Genomic DNA, 14,713 nt, shown 5'->3' with positions numbered 1-14,713 from the left:
TGCGGTCCTGACGGGATTTGCCCTGTCGATTCGCGGCTCCGCCGCGTGGCGCGGCCTTTTGACGGCTGCGTCCTACGACGACGAAGGCCCACACCTTGTGGTGTGGGCCTTCGCTCTTCACTGCGGTCCTGACGGGATTTGAACCCGCGGCCTCCACCTTGACAGGGTGGCGAGCACTCCAAACTGCTCCACAGGACCTTGCTCGCAGCCTTGTTGCCGTGGCTGCGAGGATGACTGTACAGCAGGTCAGACGGTCAGGTCGAACTGGCGCGGGGCCGCGCTCCCGGGGCCCCGGCCGCTACGGGACGGCCGCGTCGATCGCCTTCACGATCCGCTTGTCCGAGACCGGGTACGCCGTGCCCAGGGCGTGGGCGAAGTAGCTCACCCGCAGCTCCTCGATCATCCAGCGGATGTCCGTGACCTCCGCCGGCACCGGGCGGCCCTTCGGGAGCTGTTCGAGCAGCCAGGCGTACTCGTCGAGCATCTCGTGGACCTTCTCCATACGGGTGGTGTCCCGCTGGACGCCCGTCGGCATCTGCTGCAGCCGGCGGTCCGCCGCGACCAGATAGCGCATCAGGTCCGGCAGCCGCCGCAGGCCCGTACGGGTGACGAAGCCGGCCGGCATCAGCCAGGCGAGCTGGTTCCGGACGTCCGTCACGTTGTTGATCAGCGCCAGGCTGTTCGTCGCCTTCAGACGGCGCTCACAGGCCTGCCAGGCCGCCAGGACCTGCTGGACCTGGCTCACCGTGCGGATGGTCAGCTCGACCAGGTCCGTCCGGACCTTGTCGAACAGCTTCCGGAACGACTCCTCGTCCCACGCCGGCCCGCCGTGGTCCGCGATCAGCTTGTCCGCCGCCGCGGTCGCGCAGTCCTCGAAGAGCGCCTGCACCGAGCCGTGCGGGTTCCGGGAGAGCGCCAGCTTCTGCTGGTTCGTGAGCTTGTCCCCGGCGAACTTCGCCGGGTTCACGGGCACGTTCAGCATGATCAGCTTCCGGGTGCCCTGCCACATCGCCGCCGCCTGCTCGGCCTCCGTGTCGAAGAGCCGTACGGACACGGTGTCGCCCGCGTCCACCAGCGCCGGGTACGCCTTGACCGGCTGCCCGGCCCGACGCGTCTCGAAGACCTTCGTCAGCGTGCCGATCGTCCAGTCGGTGAGCCCCGTGCGCTCCAGGGACTGCCCCGAGCCGCTCGGGCCGGCGGTGGCCGCCGCGGCGGCCTTGGAGAGGGCCTGACGGGCCTTGGGGCGCAGCTTCAGCTTCAGCGCCTCCAGGTCCTTGTCCTCGGCCAGCCTGCGCCGCCGCTCGTCGACGATCCGGAAGGTGATCTTGAGGTGCTCGGGGACCTTGGCCCAGTCGAAGTCCTCCTCCGCGACCGGCACCCCGACCATCCGCTGCAGCTCGCGCGCCAGCGCCGACGTCAGCGGCTCCTGCACGGGCACGACGGAGTCGAGGAAGCGGGCGGCGAAGTTCGGCGCCGGGACGTAGTTGCGGCGGATCGGCTTCGGCAGGGAGCGGATCAGCTCCGTCACGACCTCCTCGCGCAGGCCCGGGATCTGCCAGTCGAAGCCGTCGTCGGTGACCTGGTTCAGCACCTGCAGCGGGACGTGGACGGTCACGCCGTCCGCGTCCGCGCCCGGCTCGAACTGGTACGTCACCCGGAACTTCAGCTGCCCCTGCCGCCACGAGTCCGGGTAGTCGTCCTTGGTGACCGCACCCGCCTTCTCGTTGATGAGCATCTCGCGCTCGAAGTCGAGGAACTCCGGTTCCTCATGGCGCTTGTGCTTCCACCAGGAGTCGAAGTGCGCGCCGGACACGACGTGTTCGGGCACGCGCTTGTCGTAGAAGTCGAAGAGCGTCTCGTCGTCGACGAGGATGTCGCGGCGCCGCGCCCGGTGCTCCAACTCCTCGACCTCGGTGAGAAGTTTGCGGTTGTCGGAGAAGAACTTGTGGTGGGTGCGCCAGTCGCCCTCGACCAGCGCGTTGCGGATGAACAGCTCGCGGGAGGCCTCGGGGTCGATCTTCCCGTAGTTCACCTTGCGGTCGGTGACGATCGGCACGCCGTACAGCGTGACCTTCTCGATCGCCATGACCGCCGCCTGGTCCTTCTCCCAGTGCGGCTCGCTGTACGTCTTCTTCACCAGGTGCTGGGCGAGCGGCTCGATCCACTCCGGCTCGATCCTCGCGTTGACCCGCGCCCAGAGGCGGGAGGTCTCCACGAGCTCGGCGGACATCACGAACCGCGGCGGCTTCTTGAACAGCGCCGAGCCGGGGAAGATCGCGAACTTGGCGTTGCGTGCGCCCAGGTAGTCGTTCTTCGCCCCCTCCTTCACGTCCTTCATGCCGACGTGGGAGAGCAGGCCCGCGAGGAGCGAGGTGTGGACGGACTGCTCCGGCGCGTCCTCCTCGTTGAGGTGGATCCCCATCTGCTTGGCGACCGTCCGCAGCTGGGCGTAGATGTCCTGCCACTCGCGGATCCGCAGGAAGTTCAGGTACTCCTGCTTGCACATCCGGCGGAAGGAGCTGGAGCCGCGCTCCTTCTGCTGCTCGCGGATGTACCGCCACAGGTTGAGGAAGGCGAGGAAGTCGCTGGTCTCGTCCTTGAAGCGGGCGTGCTGCTGGTCGGCCTGGGCCTGCTTCTCGGCGGGCCGCTCGCGTGGGTCCTGGATGGACAGCGCGGCCGCGATCACCATGACCTCGCGCACGCAGCCGTTCCGGTCCGCCTCCAGGACCATCCGGGCGAGCCGCGGGTCGACGGGCAGCTGGGAGAGCTTGCGGCCCTGCTGGGTGAGCCGCTTCTTCGGATCCTTCTGCGCGGGGTCCAGCGCGCCCAGCTCCTGCAGGAGCTGCACGCCGTCGCGGATGTTGCGGTGGTCCGGCGGGTCGATGAAGGGGAACTTCTCGATGTCGCCGAGGCCGGCCGCGGTCATCTGCAGGATGACCGACGCCAGGTTCGTCCGGAGGATCTCCGCGTCCGTGAACTCGGGCCGGGTGACGAAGTCGTCCTCGGAGTACAGCCGGATGCAGATGCCGTCCGACGTACGGCCGCAGCGGCCCTTGCGCTGGTTGGCGCTGGCCTGGCTGACCGGCTCGATCGGGAGCCGCTGCACCTTGGTGCGGTGCGAGTAGCGGGAGATCCTGGCGGTGCCCGGGTCGATCACGTACTTGATGCCGGGGACCGTCAGCGAGGTCTCGGCGACGTTCGTGGCGAGCACGATCCGGCGGCCGGTGTGGGCCTGGAAGACGCGGTGCTGCTCGGCGTGCGACAGGCGCGCGTAGAGGGGGAGGACCTCCGTGTTGCGGAGCTTCTTCTTGAGCAGCGCGTCCGCGGTGTCGCGGATCTCCCGCTCGCCCGAGAGGAAGACGAGGATGTCGCCCGGACCCTCGGACTGGAGCTCGTCGACGGCGTCGCAGATCGCGGTGATCTGGTCCCGGTCGGCGTCTTCGCCGTCCTCCTCCAGGAGGGGGCGATAGCGGACCTCGACGGGATACGTACGGCCGCTGACCTCGACGATCGGGGCGTCGCCGAAGTGGCGGGAGAAGCGCTCCGGGTCGATGGTCGCCGAGGTGATCACGACCTTGAGGTCGGGGCGCTTCGGGAGCAGCTGGGCCAGATAGCCGAGCAGGAAGTCGATGTTGAGGGACCGCTCGTGGGCCTCGTCGATGATGATCGTGTCGTAGGCGCGCAGCTCGCGGTCCGTCTGGATCTCGGCGAGCAGGATGCCGTCCGTCATCAGCTTGACGAAGGTCTGGTCCTGGTTGACCTGGTCGGTGAACCGGACCTTCCAGCCGACCGCCTCGCCGAGCGGGGTGCGGAGCTCCTCCGCGACGCGTTCGGCGACGGTGCGGGCGGCGATCCGGCGGGGCTGGGTGTGCCCGATCATGCCCCGGACGCCTCGGCCCAGCTCCAGACAGATCTTCGGGATCTGCGTCGTCTTGCCGGAGCCGGTCTCACCGGCGACGATCACGACCTGGTGGTCGCGTATCGCCTCGGCGATCTCGTCCTTCTTCTGCGAGACGGGCAGCTGCTCGGGGTACGTGACCGCGGGCACGCGGGCGGCGCGCCCGTCGACGCGCTCCTTGGCCTTGCCGGCCTCGGCGGCGATCTCGTCCAGGACGGCCGCGCGGGCCTCGGGCTTGCGGATGCGGCGGGCGCCCTCGAGACGGCGGCCGAGCCGGTGGGCGTCCCGCAGCGAGACCTCGGCCAGGACGGTCTGGAGGGCGGCGAAGGAAGTAGACATACGGAATCCAGGATCGCACCTGCCGCCGAGAACCGGCGAACCGATTTACGGCGCTGTTTCCGGGGTCACAGGGCTCCTGGGCCGGGCCTTCCAAGGCGCGCGACGGGCGGTGCGTAATATTTCGGGCACCCCGACCGGAAGGCCCCCCATGTCCCGCACCGCCGCCCGCGCTCTGGCGGCGTTCGCCGTGCTGGCGGCCGTGGTGCTGGGGCTCCTGATCTGCGCGGCGCCCCCGGGCACCCCGGCCGTGACCGCCGTCGCCGGTGCCGTGGTGGACACCGGGGAGCCCGGCTGCGGGCCGGGGCATCCGGCCGGCGAGGGGGCCGTGAGCCCCGCCGTGCCGCCGCGCGCCCAAGGCTTCGGGGAGCTGCTGCCGGCGCTCGCGGGCGGCCGGGCGGTCTGCGGGGCGGGGGCGCCGGACGCCCTCGTCCACGATCTCGTACCGGGGCCGGAGCCGCCGGATCTCGTGCCGCCGTCCCCGCCGGAGCTGTCGGTCCTGAGGGTCTAGACGGGCGGCCGTTCCTTGCCGCCGTCCGTCTCTTCTTCCTGCTCAGGAGTGCTTCCGCATGTCCAGGTCCTCCAGGTCCAAGCCCGTCGTGATCGTCGCCGGGGTGGCCGTGGCCGCCGCCCTGCTCGGCCTCGTCTCGTACACCGCCACCAAGCCCGACGCCCGTCCCTCCGCCGACTCCGGCACGTCCGTGGCCGCCGAGCCGACCTCCGGCGTCTACCCGGAGCTGGAGTCGTACGCCCGGCGCGACGCCTCCGACGGGCTCGCGCTCGGCCGCGCCGACGCGCCCGTCGTGCTCATCGAGTACGCGGACTTCAAGTGCGGGTACTGCGGGCAGTTCGCCCGCGACACCGAGCCGAAGCTGATCGAGAAGTACGTCGAGAACGGCACCCTGCGCATCGAGTGGCGGAACTTCCCGATCTTCGGCGAGGAGTCGGAGGCCGCGGCCCGCGCCTCGTGGGCGGCGGCGCGGCAGGGGCGGTTCTGGGAGTTCCACAGGGCGGCGTACGCGAAGGGCGCGAAGGAGAAGGGCTTCGGCGAGGCGCGGCTGACGGCCCTGGCACGCGAGGCCGGGGTGCCGGACCTGGCGAAGTTCGCCGCGGACTCGGCGGGCGCGGCGGCCCGCGAGGCGGTGTCGGCGGACCAGGAGCAGGGGTACTCGCTCGGCGCGACGTCGACCCCGTCGTTCCTGGTGAACGGTCGGCCGATCGCCGGGGCGCAGCCGATGGAGACCTTCGTGGAGGCCATCGAGGCGGCGGCCCGGACGGCGAAGGCGAAGGGGACGAAGGCGGCGGGCCCGTCGGGGACGCCGTCCGGTTCGCCGGGCGCCCCGGGTTCCGCCGCTCCGTCGGCGGCCGCGCGGTGACCGGCGAGTTCGGCTATCCGGCCGCCCTCCTGGGCGGCCTGCTCGCGCTGCTCAGCCCGTGCAGCGCCCTGCTGCTGCCGGCGTTCTTCGCGTACTCGATCGACTCGCCGGGCCGGCTGCTCGCCCGTACCGGCGTCTTCTACGCGGGCCTGGCGACCACGCTCGTCCCGCTGGGCGCGGCCGGCTCGTTCGCCGGCCGTCTCTTCTACGGTCACCGGGACCTCCTGGTGACCGCCGGCGGCTGGCTGATCATCGGCCTCGGCGTGCTGCAGATCCTGGGCCTGGGCTTCGCCTCGCGCCGGATCGCCGAGGTCAGCGGCCGGATCCGGCCGACCACGGCGGTCTCCGTGTACGCGCTCGGCCTGGTGTACGGCCTGGCCGGTTTCTGCGCGGGCCCGATCCTCGGCAGCATCCTGACGGTGGCGGCGCTCAGCGGCAGTCCGGCGTACGGCGGACTGCTCCTCGCGGTGTACGCGTTGGGCATGGCGGTCCCGCTGTTCCTGCTCGCGCTGCTCTGGGAGCGGTACGACCTGGGGCGGCGGCGCTGGCTGCGGGGCCGGCCGCTGCGGATCGGCCGCTTCGAGGCGCATTCGACGTCGCTGCTGTCCGGGCTGTTCTTCGTGCTGCTCGGCACGCTCTTCCTGGTCTTCGACGGCACGACGGCCCTGCCGGGCCTGCTGTCGGTGGACGCCTCGTTCGCGGTGGAGCAGCGGGTGGCGGCGCTGGGCAAGGTGATCCCGGACTGGGCGCTGCTGGTCGCGTCGGTCGCGGTGGTGGGCGCGGTGTTCGGCGTACGGGCGCTGAAGCAGAAGGCGCAGGGATAAGGAGAAGGCCCCCGTCCATCGGACGGGGGCCTTCGGCTGTGGCTGGGGCCGGGGTCGAACCGGCGACCTATCGCTTTTCAGGCGATCGCTCGTACCAACTGAGCTACCCAGCCACGAGGTCGTTTCCGACCTCAGCGACTCTGACGGGACTTGAACCCGCGACCTCCACCTTGACAGGGTGGCGAGCTAACCAACTGCTCCACAGAGCCTTGCTTGTGTGTGAGAACCAGTCTCGCACACGGTTGTGCGTGCCCCCAACGGGATTCGAACCCGTGCTACCGCCTTGAAAGGGCGGCGTCCTGGGCCACTAGACGATGAGGGCTAAGGGCCCACCTGAGCACTTCGTCAGCGCCTCGGGGACGTGAGAAGCATATGGGATGCCGGCGGGTATCGCCAAAACGGTTTCCCCGGGGCCGGCGAGAGCCGCCCCGGGCGGGGCCCGCGGAGGGACAATGGCCGCGTGCTGGAGATGACACGCGAGGAGTTCGAGGAACTGGTCGCCGAGGCGCTGGACAGGATCCCGCCGGAGCTGACGCGGCTGATGGACAACGTCGCGGTGTTCGTGGAGGACGAGCCGTCTCCGGACGACCCCGAACTGCTGGGCCTCTACGAGGGAACGCCGCTGACGGACCGCGGCGAGTGGTACGCCGGGGTGCTGCCGGACCGGATCACGATCTACCGCGGGCCGACGCTGCGGTTCTGCGAGTCGCGGGAGGACGTGGTCGCGGAGACGGAGATCACCGTCGTGCACGAGATCGCGCACCACTTCGGGATCGACGACGAGCGGCTGCACGCCCTCGGTTACGGCTGAGCCGCGGCCGCTGCTGATCCTTTCGGATCCCTCGGGTTCCGGGCGTGTCCCCCATGGTGCGCGGGGAGTTGGGCTGTGAAACGCGTTCCCCCCGGTTTCCTGGAGGTGCCCTCCGTGCGCCCACTGCCCACCCCCGTGAGATGGGCCGCCACCGCGCTGGCGGTCGCCGCCTGCGCCGGACTCAGCGGCTGCATGAGTGTGACCGACGACGCCACGAAGCCCGCGCCCGGCACGTCGGCGGGGAAGCGGGAGGGCGCGGCGGCCGAGTCGGCCGGTGCGGGCGGCGGGGGCGGTGTGCAGGAGGGCGCGTACGAGCACGGCGGCTCGGGGAAGGGCCGGGAGAAGGACAAGAAGCGCGACGACGAGTCGCCCGGGCCCGACGCCTCGCCGGAGCGGTCCGGGAAGCCGGGGAAGGCCGGCGGCGGGGCCGGGAAGCCCGGCCCGCAGAAGCCGCCGGAGCCGCCGGGGCCGGGGGATCCGCACGGGCCGGGCGAGCCGAGCCCGCCGGGGAACCCGGGCGGCGGGGGCGAGGAGCCGCCGCCGGTCGACCCGACGCCGTCGCAGGAGCCGCCCGGCCCGGATCCGTCGTCGGAGCCCGGTCCGGACCCGGAGCCGTCCGAGCAGCCGTCCGCGACGCCCGGCGCGGACACCCACATGGGGGCCATGAAGGCGGCGGACGGCTCCGGCGGTCCGACGGAGCCGCAGGCGTCGCCGCAGGTCGGGCCGGTGTGACGTAGCTCGGTTTGCCTTGGGTGGGGGAGGGTGCGTATGGTGGTAGATCGTTTGATCCCATTTGCCCGGCGCCATTACCGAAGAGCGCCGTGACTGGCGCGTACTCTCCCTTGCCGTGGCTGACCGCATTGAGGCGGTCTTGTGCGAATTCACGGAGTTGACGGGCGCGTGCCGAGACTCCGGAAGGTTTCGCATTTCGCATGTCCATTTTCAGTTCTGACCACGCCGTCATGCCCGAGAACGACGAGATCACCGACGAGATCGTCGAGGCGGCGGAGGCCGTCGTCGAGGCGGCCGAGGCGGCAGAGGCGTCCGAGTCCGAGGACTCCGCCGAGCCGACCATCACCTTCGGCGACCTGGGTCTGCCCGAGGGCGTCGTGCGCAAGCTCGCGCAGAACGGCGTGACCACCCCCTTCCCGATCCAGGCCGCGACCATCCCGGACGCCCTGGCCGGCAAGGACATCCTGGGCCGCGGCCGCACCGGCTCCGGCAAGACCCTCTCCTTCGGTCTGCCGCTGCTCGCCACCCTGGCCGGCGGCCACACCGACAAGAAGAAGCCCCGCGGCGTCATCCTCACCCCGACCCGTGAGCTCGCGATGCAGGTCGCGGACGCCCTCCAGCCGTACGGTGACGTGCTCGGCCTCAAGATGAAGGTCGTCTGCGGCGGTACGTCGATGGGCAACCAGATCTACGCCCTGGAGCGCGGCGTCGACATCCTCGTCGCCACCCCGGGCCGTCTGCGCGACATCATCAACCGCGGCGCCTGCTCGCTCGAGAACGTCCAGGTCGCCGTCCTCGACGAGGCCGACCAGATGGCCGACCTGGGCTTCCTGCCCGAGGTCACCGAGCTGCTCGACCAGGTCCCCGAGGGCGGCCAGCGTCTCCTCTTCTCCGCCACGCTGGAGAACGAGATCGACTCGCTGGTGAAGCGCTACCTGGTGAACCCGGTCACCCACGAGGTCGACCCGTCGGCCGGCGCGGTCACCACCATGACCCACCACGTCCTCGTCGTGAAGCCGAAGGACAAGGCCCCGGTCACCGCCGCCATCGCCGCCCGCAAGGGCCGCACCATCATCTTTGTCCGCACCCAGCTGGGCGCCGACCGTGTCGCCGAGCAGCTGCGCGACGCCGGCGTGAAGGCGGACGCGCTGCACGGCGGCATGACGCAGGGCGCCCGTACGCGGACGCTCGCCGACTTCAAGGACGGGTACGTCAACGTCCTCGTCGCCACCGACGTCGCCGCGCGCGGCATCCACGTGGACGGCATCGACCTGGTCCTGAACGTGGACCCGGCCGGCGACCACAAGGACTACCTGCACCGCTCGGGCCGTACGGCGCGTGCCGGCCGCTCCGGTGTCGTGGTCTCCCTGGCGCTGCCGCACCAGCGCCGCCAGATCTTCCGTCTGATGGAGGACGCGGGCGTCGACGCCTCGCGTCACATCGTGGGCGGCTCGGGCACGTTCGACCCGGAGGTCGCCGAGATCACCGGTGCGCGTTCGCTGACCGAGGTCCAGGCGGACTCCGCGAACAACGCGGCCAAGCAGGCCGAGCGCGAGGTCGCCGAGCTGACCAAGCAGCTGGAGCGCCTGCAGCGCCGGGCCGTCGAGCTCCGCGAGGAGGCCGAGCGTCTGGTCGCCCGTGCCGCCCGTGAGCGCGGCGAGGACCCGGAGGCCGCGGTCGCCGAGGTGGCCGAGGCCGCCGAGGCCGAGCTGGCGCAGGCCGCGAAGGCCGCCGAGGAGGCGGCCAAGGCCGCTGCCGCGGCGCAGGAGCGCGACCGTGAGCGCGAGCGCCGCGACGAGCGGGGCAACTACGAGCGCCGCGACCGCCGGGACAACGACCGGGGTGGCGACCGTGGCGGCTTCCGCCGCGACTTCGACCGCCGGGACAACGACCGTGGCGGCGACCGCGGTGGCTTCCGCCGGGACGACCGCGGCGACCGCGGTGGCTTCGACCGTCGTGACGACCGTGGCGGCGACCGTGGCGGCTTCCGTCGCGACGACCGTCCGTCCGGTGGCTTCCGCCGGGACAACGACCGCCGTGACGACCGTGGCGGCGACCGCGGTGGCTTCCGCCGGGACGACCGCCCCTCCGGCGGCTTCCGTCGCGACGACCGTCCGTCGGGCGGCTTCCGCCGGGACAACGACCGTCGTGACAACGACCGTGGCGGCTTCCGCCGTGACGACCGTCCGTCCGGTGGCTTCCGCCGGGACAACGACCGCCGTGACGACCGTGGCGGCTTCCGTCGCGACGACCGCCCCTCCGGCGGCCACCGCGGCAGCGACCGCCCGTTCAACCGCGACCGCCGCGACGACCGTCCCTTCGGCCGTCGTGACGACCACCGCGGCGGCGGCGCCGGCTCCTCCTTCGGCCGCCGCGACGACAAGCCCCGCTGGAAGCGCAACGGCTGACGGTCGGTAAGCGCCTGAGCAAGGGCCCGTACCAGCACATCAGTGCTGGTGCGGGCCCTTTGCGTTGCAACGGCACCTTCGGCGCGCCCGTGCCGGTCGGCTCCGGCTGGGGCTCGTTCAGCTCGTTCAAGGGGCTGTACGAGGAAACGGCGCGGCCGGTGGCCCGATACCCGATCGGCTCACCGGCCGCGTCCGGCTATGCTCGGGGGTGACTCGCCGAGGGCCGTTAGCTCAATTGGCAGAGCAGCGGACTTTTAATCCGTTGGTTGTGGGTTCGAGTCCCACACGGCCTACGAGTCGTCACGCAGGCGCCTCGCCCGTTTCTACCCGACGGGCGGGGCGCTTCGTCGTTCGAAGCGGGCCTTCAGAGTGTGCGGCTCCGTCATCGGGACCGTCAGCTCCGTTCCCTTGTGGGCGAGTGCCCGGCCGTCCAGTTCCCAGCCCGCGAAGACGTGGCCCTCCGCCGGTGTCGCCGTCACCGTGATCTCCGTCGTCGGGCGGTACGGGCCCCACGTGGCCGGGTGCACCGTGCCGGCCGCGGCGGGGGCCGCGGTCAGGGTCAGGGCGTGGCGGGGCACCGGGGTGGCCGGCGTGCGGTACGCCGCCACGATCGGGGCCGTCCAGCGGGCCACGCGGGCGTTGTCGTTGTGGGCGTCGCCCAGGGGCTCGCCCTCCCAGGGACGCACGGTGTTCGCGTACCGGTTGACCGGCGCGCACGCGCCCGGGCAGGAGGAGCCGTACGCCATGACCGTGTGGAAGCGGCCGTCCGCCGTGATCCAGCCGGTGCTGTACGGGGTGGTCAGCGACCGCCGGTAGTCCACGCCGCCGGACTGGCGCTCCAGGGTCGCCCGGTCGTGCCACAGGCCCAGGTTGTGGCCCACCTCGTGGCCGAAGTTGAACCAGTCGACGACGCTGTCGACGTCCGTCACCGAGTACGCCTGGCGGTCCGTGGTCGCCGACGGCGGCTGGGGCAGGCTGCCGTGCCCGGTGCTGGTGCCGGCCGGGACGGCGACCAGCAGCGCGGCCAGGTCCGCGGCGTGACGCTCGCGCAGCTCGGCGGCGGGCGCGCCGAGTTGGCGGTCCTCGGGGTCGCTCAGCTTCCGGTACACGTCCTCCGCAACCTCGCCGCCGTCGTACGCGGCCTCGTACGACGCCACCACGTCGACGCTCGCCCGCACCCCGCTGTCCGCGAGCGCGCTGTCGAGGGCGGCGTCGGCGAGGGCGATCCGGGAGCGCATCGCCGCCTCGCCGCCGACGCGCTCGGCCGCCTTGGGGGTGTAGCCGACGGTCATGTCGATGACGACGGGGGCGGGTTCGGCGGGCTCGGCGGGTGTCGGGGGCGGTTCGCTTCCGGCCGTCGCGTGGTGCTTCACCTCGTCCGTCGGCGGCTTCGGACGCTTCGCCGGGTCCACCTCGGCGACGCGGACCCTGCCCGGTCGGCCCGGCGCGGACGAGAGCGTGTACGTACGCGGGCCCAGGGTCACCAGCGCGTCGACCGCCGTCGTCGCCGCCCCGGCGTCCGGGGCGCAGGCGCCCGCGACCGTCAGGAGGACCGTGCGTTCCGGCCGCCCGGCGACATGCCCCGCCCACGTCACCGTCCCCCGCGCGTCCCGCTCCACCCGGTCCGCGACCGCGGTCACCGACACGTCGGGGAACAGGCGCAGGGTGCGCACGCGGGGCGCGCCCGCCGCGCGGGCGGCGCACAGGGGCGCGTACGCCTTCGGGTCGAGCCGCTCCGTACGGCTGCGCAGCACCCACGCCGGCTCGTCGGCCACCGGGTCCGTGTCGGACGCCGCCGGGGGCGCGGCGAGTGCGGCGAGCGCGGCGAGGACCAGCAGGGTCGCTCCGGCGAGTGACGAGCTATGGCCGCGCATGGCTTCTCCCGAGGGTCGACCCGTGTGAGTGAGGGGGTGAGTCAGGCAGGCAGTCGGTCAGGGAGCCAGTGAAGAGGGGCAGGCCGGGGCGGGGCCACGTCCGGACGCGTGCGCAGACCCGTACGAAGGGTTCCTTCACCCGCACGGGTCACACCCGCGCGGGCGAGATGACCGCCCCGTCCTCCCGGTACCGTCCCGGCACGTGAGATCCCCGCCGTGGCGCACCCAGCGCGCGGGAATCCCCGGCCGATCGCGGCAAGTGCCGGGGATCCTCCCTTCAGCCCGATGATCTTCGCCCGTAGGTTCACAGGCATGAACACCTCACCCGCCCAGTACGCCAACCCGGTCCTCCGCGTCCCGCCCGCCTCGCCGGCCGCGGCAGCCGCCTACTTCTCCGCGAGCCTCGCCTTCCACGCCGACGTCTCCGACGTCGCCGCCGCGCTCGCGGCCGGCGGCGACCCGGGCTTCGTGCTCCTCGACTCGCGCTCCACCGCGTCCTGGGATCAGGGCCACGTCCCCGGCGCGCTCCACCTGCCGACCGCGCAGATCGCGGAGCAGGCCGGGCGGCTCCTCGACCGGTCCGTGCCGGTCGTCACGTACTGCTGGGGCCCCGGCTGCAACGGCGCGACCCGCGCCGCGCTCGCCCTCGCCGAGCTCGGCTACCAGGTGAAGGAGATGCTCGGCGGCTTCGAGTACTGGGTGCGCGAGGGCTTCGCGTACGAGACCTGGGAGGGTCCGGCGCAGCGCGCCGCCGACCCGCTGACCGCGCCGGTCGACGCCGCCGACTGCGGCTGCTGAGCCGCTGATCAGGGCCGGTGAGACCAGGGTCACGCCGCTGTGCCGAAATCCGATTTCCGATGCTGCTCCGGATGACGTACTGTTGGGTTCACCGACGCGGGGTGGAGCAGCTCGGTAGCTCGCTGGGCTCATAACCCAGAGGTCGCAGGTTCAAATCCTGTCCCCGCTACTGAAGATGAGGGCCCGGATCCATTGTGGATCCGGGCCCTCGTGCATTCCGGGGCCTGTGTCACCCGGACGGCGGACGGCGGGTCGCCGCCCGGCGCGGCTCCGGCCAGCCTGGACGGGGCGGAGTACCGTCCGCAGCTCGGGCGGACCGGCAGGGAGAGCACAGGTGGGGCGACGATCGTCGGCGGGCGGAAGCGACAGGGAGAGGCCTCCGGGCGAGCGGCGGTTCGTCCGCGCCCTGCCCGCGCTCCTGATCCTCGGCGGGTCCGTCTTCGACCTGGCCACGCCGCCGGAGTACACCGCCGCCCCGTTCTACTCCGCCGCCCCGCTGATCGCCGCGCCGTTCTACTCGTTCCGCACCACGCTGCTGACGGCCGTCGTGGCCGTCGTGTTCAGCGTGGCGCTGCACACGTACAACGACACGGCCACCGACGTGCCCGCGGTGATCGAGACCGTCACCGTCCTGACGGTCTCGATGCTCTCGCTGCTGATCAACAAGGTGGTGCGGCGAAGTGGCGAGAAGCTCGCGTCCGCGCGGGTCGTCGCCGAGGCGGCGCAGAAGGCGGTGCTGCCCACGCCCGCCCAGCGGATCGGCGGGCTGCACGTGGCGGCCCGGTACGAGGCGGCGCAGGCGGACGCGTTCATCGGCGGCGACCTGTTCGCCGTCCAGGACACCCCGCACGGGGTGCGGCTCGTCGTCGGCGACGTGCGCGGCAAGGGGCTCGACGCGGTGGAGGCGGTGGCGGTGATCATCGGCGCGTTCCGCGAGGCGGCCGAGCAGGAGGCCGCGCTGGAGGGCGTGGCAATGCGGCTGGAGCGGGCGCTGGCCCGGGAGGGCCGGCGGCGCGACAGCCTGGACGCCTTCGAGGGCTTCACCACCGCCGTGCTCGCCGAGATCCCGAGCGGCCCGGCCCGGGTGCGGATCGTGAACCGGGGCCATCCGGAGCCGCTGCTGCTGTACGCGGACGGGGGGCTGGAGCGGCTGACGCCGAGCCAGGCCGCGCTGCCGCTCGGCATGGGCGATCTGGCGGCCTGGCCGGACCGGGTCGACGAGCGGCCGTACCCGGCCGGCGCGACGCTCCTCTTCTACACGGACGGGCTGTCCGAGGCGCGTGACGGCGACGGCGTCTTCTACGCACCGGGGGAGCGGCTCGCCGGCCGGATCTTCCCGGGCCCGGACGAGCTTCTGGACGCGCTGGTCGACGACGTGCGCCGGCACACCGGAGGCGGTTCGACGGACGACATGGCGCTGCTGGCGGTGAGCCGGCCGGCGGAGGGCCAGCCGGAGCGGCGGCGGACGATGCCGGTGGTGCCGTGACGATGCCGGTGGTGCCGTGACGATGCCGGTGGTGCCGTGACGATGCCGCTGTGACGGTCCGTGAGGGAAGGATCTCGGAGAGGTAACGCTGACGTGTTGTCACTTCATGAACTCTTGGCCGAGTCTCGACATCGGGGCGGTCAACTCGCCCGTTTCCACCCTGTTCTGGC

The 14,713-nt window shown here is 72.3% G+C and carries 10 protein-coding genes and 6 tRNA genes; 10 read left to right on the top strand and 6 right to left on the bottom strand.

The window, feature by feature from the left end; genetic code table 11:
* Positions 1-123: 123 nt before the first annotated feature.
* Both ABZO31_RS15750 and hrpA read right to left on the bottom strand, forming a co-directional pair.
* Positions 124-198, bottom strand: a tRNA-Asp gene (locus ABZO31_RS15750).
* Positions 199-298: 100 nt separating this feature from the next.
* Entirely contained in the window at positions 299-4,237 is a 3,939-nt protein-coding gene (gene hrpA / locus ABZO31_RS15745) for an ATP-dependent RNA helicase HrpA (RefSeq protein WP_406861851.1), read from the bottom strand.
* 148 nt (positions 4,238-4,385) lie between these two features.
* Here hrpA and ABZO31_RS15740 point away from each other — a divergent pair, with 148 nt between their 5' ends.
* From ABZO31_RS15740 to ABZO31_RS15730, 3 genes are read left to right on the top strand one after another with little or no spacing between them, the layout of a single operon-like run.
* Entirely contained in the window at positions 4,386-4,745 is a 360-nt protein-coding gene (locus ABZO31_RS15740) for a hypothetical protein (protein ID WP_406861850.1), read from the top strand.
* Positions 4,746-4,803: 58 nt separating this feature from the next.
* Positions 4,804-5,610, top strand: coding sequence for a DsbA family protein (locus tag ABZO31_RS15735; RefSeq protein ID WP_406861849.1), 807 nt, complete (start codon positions 4,804-4,806; stop codon positions 5,608-5,610).
* Complete coding sequence (locus ABZO31_RS15730; RefSeq protein WP_406861848.1) at positions 5,607-6,434, top strand: cytochrome c biogenesis CcdA family protein; 828 nt, start codon at positions 5,607-5,609, stop codon at positions 6,432-6,434. Before ABZO31_RS15735 ends, ABZO31_RS15730 begins: the two co-directional genes overlap by 4 nt.
* Before the next feature lie 39 nt (positions 6,435-6,473).
* Here the strand turns inward: ABZO31_RS15730 and ABZO31_RS15725 are convergent.
* The 3 genes from ABZO31_RS15725 to ABZO31_RS15715 form a co-directional block, all read right to left on the bottom strand.
* Positions 6,474-6,547: transfer RNA gene (locus ABZO31_RS15725), tRNA-Phe, on the bottom strand.
* Positions 6,548-6,569: 22 nt separating this feature from the next.
* Positions 6,570-6,643 (bottom strand) — tRNA-Asp (locus tag ABZO31_RS15720).
* Between the two features lie 40 nt (positions 6,644-6,683).
* Positions 6,684-6,756 (bottom strand) — tRNA-Glu (locus ABZO31_RS15715).
* Positions 6,757-6,894: 138 nt separating this feature from the next.
* Here ABZO31_RS15715 and ABZO31_RS15710 point away from each other — a divergent pair.
* The 4 genes from ABZO31_RS15710 to ABZO31_RS15695 all read left to right on the top strand — a co-directional run bounded on the left by ABZO31_RS15710 (position 6,895) and on the right by ABZO31_RS15695 (position 10,678).
* Complete coding sequence (locus tag ABZO31_RS15710; RefSeq protein ID WP_406861847.1) at positions 6,895-7,245, top strand: metallopeptidase family protein; 351 nt, start codon at positions 6,895-6,897, stop codon at positions 7,243-7,245.
* Positions 7,246-7,359: 114 nt separating this feature from the next.
* A complete protein-coding gene (locus tag ABZO31_RS15705; protein ID WP_406861846.1) occupies positions 7,360-7,977 on the top strand; it encodes a hypothetical protein in 618 nt (205 codons plus the stop codon).
* A gap of 200 nt (positions 7,978-8,177) precedes the next feature.
* Positions 8,178-10,385: a DEAD/DEAH box helicase gene (locus ABZO31_RS15700; RefSeq protein WP_406861845.1), complete on the top strand. Its 2,208-nt coding sequence runs from the start codon at positions 8,178-8,180 to the stop codon at positions 10,383-10,385.
* 220 nt (positions 10,386-10,605) lie between these two features.
* Positions 10,606-10,678, top strand: a tRNA-Lys gene (locus tag ABZO31_RS15695).
* A 30-nt stretch (positions 10,679-10,708) separates the two neighbouring features.
* Here the strand turns inward: ABZO31_RS15695 and ABZO31_RS15690 are convergent.
* Positions 10,709-12,259 carry an InlB B-repeat-containing protein gene (locus tag ABZO31_RS15690; RefSeq protein WP_406861844.1) on the bottom strand — a complete coding sequence of 517 codons (1,551 nt, stop codon included), beginning with the start codon at positions 12,257-12,259 and terminating at the stop codon, positions 10,709-10,711.
* Positions 12,260-12,571: 312 nt separating this feature from the next.
* On the opposite strand from ABZO31_RS15690, the gene ABZO31_RS15685 reads away from it, so the two are divergent.
* From ABZO31_RS15685 to ABZO31_RS15675, 3 genes are all read left to right on the top strand, one after another.
* Positions 12,572-13,057: a rhodanese-like domain-containing protein gene (locus tag ABZO31_RS15685; RefSeq protein ID WP_406861843.1), complete on the top strand. Its 486-nt coding sequence runs from the start codon at positions 12,572-12,574 to the stop codon at positions 13,055-13,057.
* Positions 13,058-13,152: 95 nt separating this feature from the next.
* Positions 13,153-13,226, top strand: a tRNA-Met gene (locus ABZO31_RS15680).
* A 6-nt stretch (positions 13,227-13,232) separates the two neighbouring features.
* Positions 13,233-14,543 (top strand): PP2C family protein-serine/threonine phosphatase, encoded by a 1,311-nt coding sequence (locus ABZO31_RS15675; protein WP_406861842.1) that lies wholly within the window; start codon positions 13,233-13,235, stop codon positions 14,541-14,543.
* Positions 14,544-14,713: the final 170 nt, after the last annotated feature.

The sequence above is a fragment of the Streptomyces solicamelliae genome, from assembly GCF_045348655.1.
Classification (GTDB): Bacteria; Actinomycetota; Actinomycetes; order Streptomycetales; family Streptomycetaceae; genus Streptomyces; species Streptomyces solicamelliae.
The sequence above is the reverse complement of the archived record's forward strand: the minus strand, read 5'-3'. Positions and strand labels throughout refer to the sequence as shown.